The organism is Bacillus sp. FSL W8-1143, from assembly GCF_037965155.1.
Taxonomy (GTDB): domain Bacteria; phylum Bacillota; class Bacilli; order Bacillales; family Bacillaceae; genus Bacillus; species Bacillus pumilus.
The window spans coordinates 866,432-878,751 of sequence record NZ_CP150182.1 but is presented as its reverse complement, the minus strand read 5'-3'; the positions used below and the strand labels follow the sequence as shown (position 1 = coordinate 878,751).

Below are 12,320 nucleotides of genomic sequence, written 5' to 3'. Positions count from 1 at the left end.
TGTTTTTTTAGCGATTCGCACCGGCTGCCAGCAATTCTTTGTTTTTTTCCTTAAAACGTTCATTATGAGAAGATACATACGCCACTTTCTCCGCATCTGGTTCGATATATAATTTCGCACTATTTAGTGCGTTCACACCATCTACAAACGTTCCTGCAATCAAGCGAACCTTGCTTTTATGTGTACATAAATCACCTACTGCATACACACCTGGTAAATTGGTCTCCATCTGCTCATTCACTTCAATGAGTCCCCATTCACCTTGCTTTAATCCCCATTCTGCAAGAACACTTAAATCGCCTTTCATGCCGTGGTTGACAATGACTGCGTCTGTTTCAATACGCTCTTTCTCACCTGTTTCTAAATGCTGAACAGTGACAGCTTCGATTTCTTTTCCGTTACCATGTAGGTCAGTTAATTCATGTGGGGTTAAAATACGTGCACTTGATGCTTTCATATTCGCCACGTTTTTTTCATGTCCACCAAACATATCTCTGCGGTGTATAACAGTAACACTTTTCGCAATTGGCACAAGGGCATTTGCCCAATCCACCGCAGAATCGCCGCCCCCAGAGATGACGACTCTTTTTCCAGCGAAGGTTTTGAGCTCCTGAACCGTATAATAAAGGTTTGTTACTTCATAGCGATCTGCATTTTCAACCTCCAGCTTTCTTTGAACTGGAATACCGTGCCCCATTGCCAAAATCAAGGTTTTGGTTAAATGGCGATCACCATTTTCGGACGTAATCAATATATTTCCATCTTCTAAGCGATGAAAGTCTGTTATTTTTTGATTTAATGCAATGACAGGTTCAAATGTTTTAGCTTGCTGTTCAAGCTGTTTAATTAATTGCTCTCCTCTTGTTGGCACTAATCCACCTACATCCCAAATGACTTTCTCTGGATACAGTAGGATTTTCCCACCAAGGCTTTCGTTATACTCCAGTACCTTTGTCTTTAAATCCCGCATCCCACTATAAAAGGCGGTGTACATTCCTGCTGGACCGCCGCCAATAATGGTGACGTCAAACAATTCAAGCTGCTCTGTCATTTGAGTCCCTCCAGTTTTTCATCGATTGATCTATTTACAAGTGATATTGATTCTCATTATCATATGTACCTATTGTAGTCTACTCTGGTGAAGGGAATCAATAGCTTTCTGCAAAAAAAAGAACAGGACGAGCTCTTTCTCGTCCTGTCATCCATCACACAATCGCTAATCCAAGGTCTTTTAATTCAAGCGAAACAAGTCTTGCAATCGCATCTGCTCCTTCTTTTGTAAAGTGCGTGCGATCCTCTACGCCTGTTGACAGCATAAAGTAAGAAGTCGTTTTCTCTATGCCGGAAATTTGATAAAATTGAAGGCTTGCCGTATTTAAATCAACAAGAAGGACTTCTTCTTCATCAGCTAGTTCTTTCATAGCGGCACAGTAATCAGGGAAATCATTGATATATTCTCCGTCTTTTTCATGAAAGCGGCCGACTGGCGTTAATAAAAGCGGTGTAGCGCCTTTTGCTCTTGCTCCGTGAATATATTGAGACAAATAGCTTTTATACGTCGTGAAAGGATCTGTATGCCGTTCGGGCTTCTCCGTTGAAGCATCATTGTGCCCCATTTGTGTAAGCAGCCAGTCCCCAGGCTGAATGTCAGCCAATATTTTATCAAGCCGTCCTTCTTCAATGAATGTTTTTGAGCTTCTTCCACCGATTGCGCGGTTGTCGACGCTCACGCCTTGCGCTGTATAGCGATGTAAAAACTCTCCCCATCCTCCTTGAACAGGACGATCCGGGTAAGATGCAACGGTTGAATCACCAGCTAAATAGATGGTTGTCATGTTCATACGCCCCCTTGTTCATATAGCCACTCTTATAAGCGATGCGGACATCCTAGTGGCTGCTGAAAAGATATGAAACAATCAGCATCGCTACTTCATTCATTCTCTTTTTAATGATCAAACCCCTGCTTACCGGTAGATGTGAATGCGTTAAATATTCGGCGGAAGTTCTACTTTTGTCTCAACGGCTTGCTTTAACGCCTGAAGCATGTAGCCAATTCCTTTATATGGAGCTAGCGGATAAATCGCTGTCTGATGAGGAAGTAATAAAGGATCGATCACCTTTCGATATTTCTTTCCACCTAGTATCACTAGTTCATCATATGCAGTGAGATGTTTTTCATGAAATTGCTGCCTTAGTGCTTCACGTGTTATCTGATCAGCATGCGGTGTACCAAAAGCCACATCATAATTTTCATGAATGATATCATCTGCTTTTAGGAATCCATGCTTCGCTGATATGATCAGCCAGTCTGAAAAGAACGTTTGGGCATAGCTCTTCGTACGCTGATGCAGCGGACTTAAATAAACGAGGTTCGCTGGCTGGCTCCCTGCCTCTGGATGGACGTCCCAAATTTTCTTCGCCCCACATGGAATGATACATACTCGCTTCAATTGATTTTCTCCTTCCTTCGTCGATACATTCGATACAACATACAACCTAGCGCTGTGCCGAGTGTATTTAATAGAATATCATCAATATCGCTGCTTCTTGTAATCATACCAGATTGCGAGAATACCCATTGAAGCACTTCAATCATTGTTGACAAGAAAAAGCCAGCAAGAATCGCCTTTTGCCAGCGCAAGGTTCGGAATGCCTGATAGAGAAAAAAACCAAGTGGCACAAATAACAAAATGTTCCCTGCCAAATTTAAAAAAACAAGATTGGGATAGCCGTGATGATAGGCATGGAGATTTTGATAAATGGACTGCAAAGGCATGAGGTTGACACTCACCTGATCCCTTGGTGCGGAAAAACGATTTGGAAAGACCGTCAAATACAATAAAACATTCGTATACATAAACAGACAGGCAAGAACGATTTCTGTTCGTAAATAGATAAATCGTTTTTGCTTTTTCGCCTGTCTGTATCTCATATGTAAATAGAGCGGGACGAGCAAGAGAAAATAAGTAATGGAAAACATCGCACTGAATGTCATACGGAGAGCTGCCCCTTTCTCACATGATGCTTGACCATATTTACAGCTTATTCAGGCCTGCCCTCATCTATTCATCACTTATTCTCCTATTCAATGACGAGACACCCATATTGACAAATCGTCAGTTTTCCGCTAAACTGACTGACATTCAGTCATTTAGGGTCGGTGATGATGTGTCGAAACGAGAAAAGATTATGCTTGCTGCCATTGATGCGTTTAAAGAAAAAGGAATCGAAAAAACGACCATTTCGGATATTGTGAAAGCAGCAGGAGTGGCGCAAGGAACGTACTATTTATATTTTCCTTCAAAGCTGTCTGTCATGCCTGCTATCGCAGAACATCTCATCTCGCAGATGGTTCCCGCTATTGAAAAGGAACTGACTCAGCATGCGGATGTCCTCGATCAAGCAGATGCGCTTGTTGAATTCATCTTCTCTTTTACAAGACAATACCGTGACGTCCTTGCTCTAACCTACTCAGGTTTAGCTGCCACGGAGCATTTAAAGGAATGGGAAGATATTTATGAGCCGATTTACAAATGGGTCGCTGCTTTTTTAGAAAAAGCAAAGCAGGACAAAAGGGTCCGTGCGAATTTGAACTGTCAATATGCAGCCAAATTCATTATCGGTTTACTTGAATCGTCTGCTGAGCAAATGTACTTGTTTACAGAAACAGATACAGAAGAGGTTCTGATTCAAAAGCGAGAGGTGAAGCAATTTCTTCTTTACGCACTTGGCATAGAGACACCTTAACTTAGTACAGCACTTGCTGTACGGCGTGTAGACAAACCCGCGCATTCGGTGTCAGTCCTGCGTGCTGGTGCTCACGAATGTCAAATTCGCTCCGCGCCAGTACTCGTCCTTCCTAGACTGCAAAGGTTTTCTATCACGCTGAAAAGAAGACAAAGGGCTAAAATAAAGTTCATTTTAGCCCTTTGTCAACAATCTGAGTACAGCACTTGCTGTATGTTCTTTTTTGGTTTTAAAATGACGAATCGTCAGTTTTGAGTTTTAGGAGGAAATACGATGAAAAAAAGCTGGATGTATGTCGCACTCACTTGTTTATTCGAATTACTTTGGGTGTTTGGTTTAAATAGAGCTGATGCGGTGTGGGAGTGGGCGATCATTATCTGCCTGATCCCGGTTGATTTTTATTTTTTAATGAAAGCCTGCGAGAAGCTGCCGACAGGGACCGTGTACGCCGTGTTTGCCGGAGTTGGAACGATTGGTACGTCTTTGATGGATTACGCGCTGTTCGGCGGTTCGTTTTCATTAGAAAAGCTCTTATTTATGGGCATTTTAATTCTCGGCATTATTGGACTAAAAGTGTCTGATGGAGATGCACATGAGCAGAAAGGAGAAGCGGTATAAATGGGCTGGTTTTTTGTACTATTAGCCTCTGCCTGCGAAATCGGCGGAACCATTGGCCTCAATATGTTTAGTAAGAAAAAGCAAATCACGACAGGTATTTTATTTGTCGGCGGATTTGCCCTATCCTTTTTGTTTTTATATGCCTCGTTCTCTTCCGTTCAAGTATCCGTTGCCTATACGGTCTGGATTGGACTTGGAACGGCGGGCTCTGTCTTGTTTAATATGATTCTATTTAAAGAACCGAAAAACATGATTCGTATACTCAGCTTGCTGCTGATTGTGATTGGCGTCGTTGGGCTGAAGTTATTTGCGTAATTGAATGACAAAAAAGGAAGGGAGTCAAAGCCCCTTCCTTTTTTAATTCTCGTTTAATGTGGATCATGCTGCTCGAGCAAGAGATCCATTGCGTAAATCGATTCGCCTTTCTCATCTAATAAAAAGTACACTATCAAAGGTTCTCCAAAAGCTGGTGTCTGCTGCGTGAACAACACACAGGTGAATTTTTCGATACCAATTGGAAGCTTTCTTTTTAATATAGGATGAAGAATAGGCGAAGTCCGAATTGTATCTACATCAACATCCCAACGTTCGTTTTTTAATGTTGGATAATGCTCTGATAATAATTGGTGTAACATGTCGGTCGTGAGCGTTGCTTTTCCATTGTATCCATCATCTATTATATTGGTGTTATACATCCGACGGTTGCTCACCCTTTGAAGCATTGATTCGTATTCCTTTTAAGACAAATCGTTTCTGACCATCAAGAGTACAAGTGATCAATGTCAGTTCATTTTTCCCGCGATCCTTTAGTACATCAACATCCGTCGGTTCAATCGTAGCTGAGCTGACAATTTTATATTCATATGTTTCAGCTTGATGATGTAAGACGACTTTTTCTCCCTTCGGCACCTCTGGCAGCTGCCTGAAAAGCCGATCGCCTCTATACCCTCTATGGCCTGCAATCGTGAAATTTCCTTCACCTGGCATTTGATGAGATTTGATCTGAGTCAGTGCAATACCTAAATTTTCTTTTGATGTAACAGGAAGCACTTTTTCGTTTAAATCAATTGACGGGATCTCTAGCTCCATCACATCTCGAAGGTCTTCTTCTGACACAGTTAGATGTGGAATAGAAGAAAGGGCATCACTGTCATTTTCTTCAATCATCTTTAATGCCTGTTCCATTGCTGCTGTCTCTTGAGAAGTTCGCCACTCATATATAAAAGGAACGGAGATGAGCATTAGCCCCGCGACCACCAAAAAGCTGCCTAATAAGGTTCTTTTTTTCATCAATATACTCGTTCCTTCCTTTTACTGAATGGCTCTTCTTCTAAGAACAAGAAGAACAGTTCCAGAAACTACTAGTAAAATCCCTGCATACATCATATAACGCAGCCATTCTTCTCCAGTCTTTGGCAGCTCACCGTTTGAGTCATGAGGTGGATGTTGATCCCCTTTAGGTGAGGCTGGAGGATTCGTGTGGTCCTCTTCATTCTTCACTGGAGCATTTTTCACAATCAATGTCTTGATCTCCACTTCGCCCATTTGAATTGTAAAGATGAGTGGTTTCTTTAAAGCTACATAACCATTTGGAGCTTTCGTCTCTGTGAGTGTATATTCACCAGGTTTAAGCCCTTTGACAATGGCTTCTCCGTCTTTTCCTGTTGTCACAGATTTTATGGTTTTCCCGGCTTTTGTACGAATGTCAAAGGCTGCACCTTTTAAAGTTCTATCTGTCTGCTGGTCTACCTTTATGATACGCAGACTTCCTAAGATCAAGTGATTCTTCGCTGTTAATTGAAGTGGCTTCTGCTGATTTTTTTCAATTGTAAACAGGATCGGCTTATGGTCCAATTGATAGCCATGAGGTGCTTTCGTTTCAACGAATTGATATTCTCCCGGTTTTAGATCGTTGATGCGAAGCTTTCCTTTTTGATCGGTTACAAGTGATTTCTTCAACGTTTTCCCTTCTTTACTCAGAAGAGCAAACTCTGCATTTTCGAGCGTATGTCCCTCATCATCCACTTTGGTCAGTTCCACTGCTCCCGGCGTCAGTTTGTTGATCATTTCTACTTTTGCTGGTTTGTCTTGACCTAAACGGATCGTAAATGAGACAGGTGTCTGATCCAATTCATAGCCGGCAATGCTTGCTGTTTCGACAAATTGATAGGTTCCTGGCTTCAGTTGATCGACTGTCAGTTGACCGTTTTTGTCTGTCTTTAAGTCTTTCTTCACACGCTGATCGTGCGCATCAATCAGGTCAAAGGTCACGCCAGCGAGCAACTGACCATCCTCCCCTTTTTTCTGAAGCTTCACAGCACTTGTCGTCCGAATATTTTCTTTTGTCACTTTCACCAGTTGATTTGGATTGAAATCAATCTTAAAGTCTACTGGTTCTGCATCAAGTTTATGTCCAAAAGGAGCCTTCGTTTCAACCAATTGGTAAGCGCCTGGTTTCAAATCGTTGACAGTGATGATGCCTTTCTCGTTGGTTGTTAAACCTGACATCAATTCTTTACCATCGTCATTGAAAAGTGTAAATTCTGCGCCCTTCAATCTTTCTTTTTCTTCCCCTATTTTTGTTAGTTCTACAGAACCTTTCTTGAGCTGATTGATGGCCTCCACTTGAATCCATTCTTTTTGACCTAATTCAACTTCAAAGACAAGTGGTTTCGCACTCAATTCATAGCCTTCAAGACTCTTTCTTTCAACAAATTGATAGGTTCCAGGTTTTAGACCTGTGAAGGTGATTTCTCCATCCTGATTGGTTGTAATCCCTTCTCCTCCTGCCACTATCTTTCCTTTGGCATCAGATAGATCAAAGACAACCCCTTCTAATGATTTCCCATCTTCGCCTTTTTTGTGTAACAGCACTCCGCCTGTTGTGCGGCTATTTTCTTTTGTCACACTGACCAGCTTCTCAGGGTTAAATGGAATAGCAAAAGTGACAGGTGTTTCGTCAAGCTCATGACCGAATGGAGCCTTCGTTTCAACAAACTGATAGGTTCCAGGTTTAAGATCGTTGACGATGATTTCCCCGTTCTGATCAGTGACGAGACCTGTTTTCATCTCTTTTCCATTTGCATCTACAAGCTTGAATTCTGCTCCTTCAAGCACTTCATTCTTTTCACCAAGCTTCGTGAGCTCGACAGCTCCAGTTTTGAGATCATTGATCACTTTGATCTCTGCCGGTGTTTTTTGTGCAATTTCGATGGTAAACGGATAAGGTTTATTTTTCTTTTGATAACCATCAATACTCTCTGTCTCTACAAGCTGATATTTGCCCGGTTTGAGGTTATCGACCAAAAGCTTCCCATCTTTATCTGTTGTCAAATCTTTACGTACAACTTCGTCATTTTGATCCGTGATTTCAAATCGAACACCTTGAAGCTTCTTACCATCTTCCCCTTCTTTCATCACTTCTAATGCACTTGTTTCATATAGGTTCTTTTGTGAAATGATGACTGGTTCTGTTGGATCGAGTGGTACTTCAAATTTGATTGGTGTTTCATCTAATACATAACCATCAGGTGCTTTTGTTTCAATGAGCTGATACGTACCCGGTCTTAGTTCGTTTATCGTGATCTTGCCATTTTCTCCTGTAACAAGCGAACCATTTAGCTCATGCCCATCTTGATCTAAGAGCTTGAACTGTGCACCTTCTAGTCTCTCTCCACCTTCACCTATTTTGCTCAATTCAGCAGAGCCTTTGATGATGTCATTTACTGCAGTGACAATCGTTGTTTCTGTTTGATTTTCTTTGATTGTGAACGGCCATTTTTGCTGATTTAATTGATAGCCTTTCGGTGCGTTTGTCTCAACAAAATAATAGGAACCTGGCTCAAGATGTTTGAAAAGGATTTCTCCTTTTTCGTCCGTTTTCAAATGGGTTTGGACGGTATCTCCAGATTCATTTTTCAGTTCAAATTCAGCATTCTCTAATGCCGCACCCGTCTCTTTGTCTTTTTTCGTTAACTTGACATGCTGGCGGATTTCTTGGTTCTGCACCGTCATGCTATTTCCTGTTTTCGCTTGATCTCCTGATTCGTAGGGCTGATCAATCGTTACATTGATTGGTTCCTTCGTCTTAATATAACCATCAGGTGCTTTCTCTTCTGTCACGATATAGTCACCATACAGAAGACGATCAAATCGAAGAGCTCCTTCTTCATCTGTTGTCTTTGTTCCAATGACGATACCGCTCGCAGCATCTGTCAGAGAAAAGCTTGCTCCTTTTAGCGCTTTTCCACTACTCGCGTCTACCTTTTTAATGGTTAAAGCGCCAATCGCTCCTGTGCCATCTCCCATACCAGCGGTGCGTTTGACCACAATTGAGGCTTCGGATTCCTTTTTGATTTCTTTTACATTTTCACCTCTAAACGTTACTTCGTTTTGAAGTGTACTTCCCACCTTATCTAAAATGAGAGATTGGTATTCTAAAATATATGGTCTCGTGATTTCTTCTTTAAATTTGATTTGAAAAGAATCTGGATCGAATTCAAGGTCTAGTTCATAATCCTTCCCTTTTTCCAGCTCTTCCTTTTTGGTCACTTGCCCCTTTTCATCTATTGTCGTCGAATAGAGATGAAATGAGTTTTCTATTATCGCTTGGTTACTGCTCGGATGGTCTATAATCGTCGCATCTTGGACTGTTGATTGACCAAAGTTGATATTCAGTTTCCAATCAATGACTTTCCCTTGTTGATTTCCTGATTTGCTTGTGTATTTCCCTCCATTTGGAATGGACACCACAGCATTCACGTCTGATTCTTTCGTCTTTCCATCAAAAAGAGTCGCTTTATTTTCGTAGGTTTTCTGTACTAAATCCATTCCTTCAACACTTGTTTGATACGTGATTTTGTATGGGGAATCAATGGCATGTTTGAAAATGACTTCGAAGCCTGATTCTCCTTTTTCATTTTCAAGGAATTTGATGTCATAATGTTCTTTCGCTAATACCTCTTTTTCTTCCGCTCCATTTTCCCCGCCTTGTAAATCAAGCGAGTAGACGGTGATTGAATCTTTTAGCAAACGCTGATTTCCTTGAATGAAATCCTCGATTTTCGCCTCTTCTAAATGTTTCAAGTTATAGTTCACACCGATATTCCATGTGATCTCTTTTTTCTTTGCATCATATGTTCCGTTCTTGAAACCATTTGACTGCGTGTATGTGTCAGGCGTGAAGACAGACTGATTTTCCTTCGTCAAATCCTTGCCATCTTCATTTACCCATTCAAGCTTTACATGATTACGCAGGTTCTTTTGATCTTTATCTGCTCTTTTTTCATAATCAAAAGACGTTGTATATGTGACGGTATGTTCTGTCTTGATTTCTTTCGTAAATTGAATATCAAATCCATTTGCATGTTCAACTATTTGATAATCTGTGCCTTCTTCAAGCACTGTATTACCTGTCGTCACTTTTAAACTATCTTTTTGCAGCGTCAATCCTTCGTTTGTAAACGTATCTTTTAATATCAGGTTGTTCATGGTTTGTTGATCTTTGTTGAAGGTGATACGCCATGGAATGGTCTTGTTCTTGTAATTCGGTGTTCCATGATTTTTCGTTAGGATTTGTTGATCAATTCTTTGCTTCCCTTGTTTGCTCTCTTTGCCAGCTGTTACAGTATTGATAATCTCTTCAGCTTCGAAAATCCGCTCGGTTGCTTTTGTTTGATATGTGATGAGATAAGCCGATTGAATATCTTGATTGAATTGCAAGGTAAACCCGTTTTGTTCATCCTTTTTTTGAGGTTGAACCACATAATGTTCAAATGCTTTTGTTCCTGATTCTTTGCCATTCTGATCAATTGTGACTTCCTTGACTTGAAATGAATCAGAAATCAGCGCCTGTGTGCCATTAAAGAAGTCTTCTAACAAAGCATCCTTTTCAGCAATCTTTTTTTCGTTATAGTTGTAACGAATTTCCCACGTAATTGTTTGTTTGACTGGATCGTAGTGGGCGGCTTTTTTATTTAAAGGACTGCCTCTTGTCACATTCACTGTTCCTTCTGCTGAACTAATCACTTTATCAGCAGATACAAGGGACGCTTTATTACGAAACGCAGACTGATCTTGATTCGTAATGTCCGTTTCATACATTAAACGGTAAGCTAGATGCACGTCATCTTTAAATTCAATCGTGAAATCTTGACCATCTGCTGTTTGGCCAATTGTGTAGTGGTTTTCGTCAAGCAGCTGACCAAGCGATGTTTCACCATTTAGCTTTGTATCAACACGATAAAGCTTGATTGAATCTTTCTTTAACGCTTGACCTTCTTGAATCGGATCTAAAAGTCTCGCTTGTTTCACATCGTCTAAGTCCATATTAAAATCGACTGTCCATTGAATGGTTTCAGCATTGTAAGATCGATTTGGTTCTCCCTTTTTAGAGACGTTTGGACCATTTGGAATGTATTGAATCGGGATCGATATCGTATCTTTGCCTTCAATCGGGGTAATGACCACTTCTTTTTCTTCAGTAATGACTGTTTTTTGATCTAATTGCGTCCACACTTGAAGTGTTCCATGGATATTTGAATATTGTTTGATAAAGTCAGTGAATTCGATGGAGGCATTTCCGCTCTCATCTACAGAAAAATAACCAATGGTTACCTGATTAAATTTCATCTCGAGACGATCGATTTTTTCATAAATCACTAATTCCTCTGGAACCTTGAAATGGAATTCATCCCCGCCATTATAGCTATGACCATTTGGGATCGCCCACTCATAGTTAATGGAAATAAGCGAGTTGATGTCAGGCTTATCAACTGAATTTCCTTCCTGATCTTCAAAAATTAATTTTGCATCAGTGAGAAGATTTTCTTGTATCTGTATTTGTTTTGAAACACTTTGCAGCCCTAAACGCTTAGATACGTTCACTTTGTTTTTTAGTAATTCATCTTCATCGCTTTGTTTCGTTTGAGCGGCTTCTTGATTCTTATCGTTTTTTTCAGATGAGGTTGAGTCATCTTTTGGAAGGCTTTCTTCACGCTCGTTTTGCTTTGTTTTCTCTTTTGGCTCAGCTATACTGGTGACATCTATGTTTATTGATCCTTCTAAATTTGGATCAAGATCAACATCTTCTTTAAATATGACCGTTACTTCATTTTGTTTTGAAACGGTATACTCACCAACAAGTATGTCACCCACAGTAATGGGTTCCTTCTGTTCCTTCTCTACCTGTATGGCTGAAGGAAGAGTGAGAACATACGGATATTGTTTTTTTAGATCGATTCCTTTTATCGACCAATGGACAATTGCCTTTCTGACTTGCTGATCTTCCATGTTTGATAACTTGTTTCCTTCGCTATCAGCAAACTCAATATCTCCATAAATGTTTTCTTGGCTTTCTTTTGCTTGTGCCCCTGCTAAAGGCAAGATTCCTAATATACTAGACTGTATGACTAACACCGCGATGAGAGCCAATGACAATATTCTTTTCAATACATCCACCCTTTTCTAAAATTAATTTTCAACCATGATAAAAAAATCATTTGTATACTGTCAGATCAATCACTCCGCTTCTGATCAAAATATTTTCTAAAAATTTGCACCTTAAGACCCTATGAATAAAATGAGTTGATCAATCATGAGCTTGAAAGGGAATCATGAGTAGTGGATATAATAACTGGATAGGGGTCTATAGAAATGAGGAATAGTGAGAGGATCGTGAAAAGAATAAATGTGAATTTTTCTATTTATACTGGAATGAACAATAACTGATGTGTACATGCATATATAAGCATGTATTCACATATGGTTCGTTCATATGAAACAAGCATGTATCATATCGTATGTAAGGTGAGACAGTTCAGCATTATATAAATCGCATTCCTTTCTACTCCCTTTCATATGGTAATCAAAAAGTTGCTGCGTTTTATTCTTACATTTACCGTTTCAACAGCAAAAAAATAAACGAAATATCTAAAATGATCCATTTTTATAGGATT

Annotated in this window: 10 protein-coding genes; 3 read left to right on the top strand and 7 right to left on the bottom strand. The window is 40.2% G+C overall.

Annotation, left to right across the window (positions count from 1 at the left end; all coding sequences use genetic code 11):
* Positions 1–7 precede the first annotated feature (7 nt).
* The 4 genes from NSQ36_RS04165 to NSQ36_RS04150 form a co-directional block, all read right to left on the bottom strand.
* Positions 8–1,051 carry an NAD(P)/FAD-dependent oxidoreductase gene (locus NSQ36_RS04165; RefSeq protein WP_106030233.1) on the bottom strand — a complete coding sequence of 348 codons (1,044 nt, stop codon included), beginning with the start codon at positions 1,049–1,051 and terminating at the stop codon, positions 8–10.
* Positions 1,052–1,205: 154 nt separating this feature from the next.
* Positions 1,206–1,835 (bottom strand): rhamnogalacturonan acetylesterase, encoded by a 630-nt coding sequence (locus NSQ36_RS04160; protein ID WP_137055509.1) that lies wholly within the window; start codon positions 1,833–1,835, stop codon positions 1,206–1,208.
* Between the two features lie 150 nt (positions 1,836–1,985).
* Entirely contained in the window at positions 1,986–2,450 is a 465-nt protein-coding gene (locus tag NSQ36_RS04155) for a DUF6884 domain-containing protein (RefSeq protein WP_137055510.1), read from the bottom strand.
* Positions 2,447–2,995: a VanZ family protein gene (locus NSQ36_RS04150; RefSeq protein WP_212046492.1), complete on the bottom strand. Its 549-nt coding sequence runs from the start codon at positions 2,993–2,995 to the stop codon at positions 2,447–2,449. Before NSQ36_RS04150 ends, NSQ36_RS04155 begins: the two co-directional genes overlap by 4 nt.
* Before the next feature lie 173 nt (positions 2,996–3,168).
* Here NSQ36_RS04150 and NSQ36_RS04145 point away from each other — a divergent pair, with 173 nt between their 5' ends.
* The 3 genes from NSQ36_RS04145 to NSQ36_RS04135 all read left to right on the top strand — a co-directional run bounded on the left by NSQ36_RS04145 (position 3,169) and on the right by NSQ36_RS04135 (position 4,680).
* Entirely contained in the window at positions 3,169–3,747 is a 579-nt protein-coding gene (locus NSQ36_RS04145) for a TetR family transcriptional regulator (RefSeq protein ID WP_034620888.1), read from the top strand.
* Positions 3,748–4,020: 273 nt separating this feature from the next.
* Positions 4,021–4,365 carry an SMR family transporter gene (locus NSQ36_RS04140; protein WP_003217798.1) on the top strand — a complete coding sequence of 115 codons (345 nt, stop codon included), beginning with the start codon at positions 4,021–4,023 and terminating at the stop codon, positions 4,363–4,365.
* Entirely contained in the window at positions 4,366–4,680 is a 315-nt protein-coding gene (locus tag NSQ36_RS04135; protein ID WP_003217878.1) for a multidrug efflux SMR transporter, read from the top strand.
* Between the two features lie 53 nt (positions 4,681–4,733).
* Here NSQ36_RS04135 and NSQ36_RS04130 read toward each other — a convergent pair whose 3' ends face one another.
* From NSQ36_RS04130 to NSQ36_RS04120, 3 genes are read right to left on the bottom strand one after another with little or no spacing between them, the layout of a single operon-like run.
* Positions 4,734–5,060, bottom strand: a complete 327-nt coding sequence (locus NSQ36_RS04130) for a hypothetical protein (protein WP_212046493.1) — start codon at positions 5,058–5,060, stop codon at positions 4,734–4,736.
* Complete coding sequence (locus NSQ36_RS04125) at positions 5,053–5,655, bottom strand: class D sortase (RefSeq protein ID WP_012009295.1); 603 nt, start codon at positions 5,653–5,655, stop codon at positions 5,053–5,055. Before NSQ36_RS04125 ends, NSQ36_RS04130 begins: the two co-directional genes overlap by 8 nt.
* 21 nt (positions 5,656–5,676) lie before the next feature.
* On the bottom strand, positions 5,677–11,823 hold the full coding sequence (locus NSQ36_RS04120) for a SpaA isopeptide-forming pilin-related protein (protein WP_339206860.1): 6,147 nt from the start codon (positions 11,821–11,823) through the stop codon (positions 5,677–5,679).
* Positions 11,824–12,320: the final 497 nt, after the last annotated feature.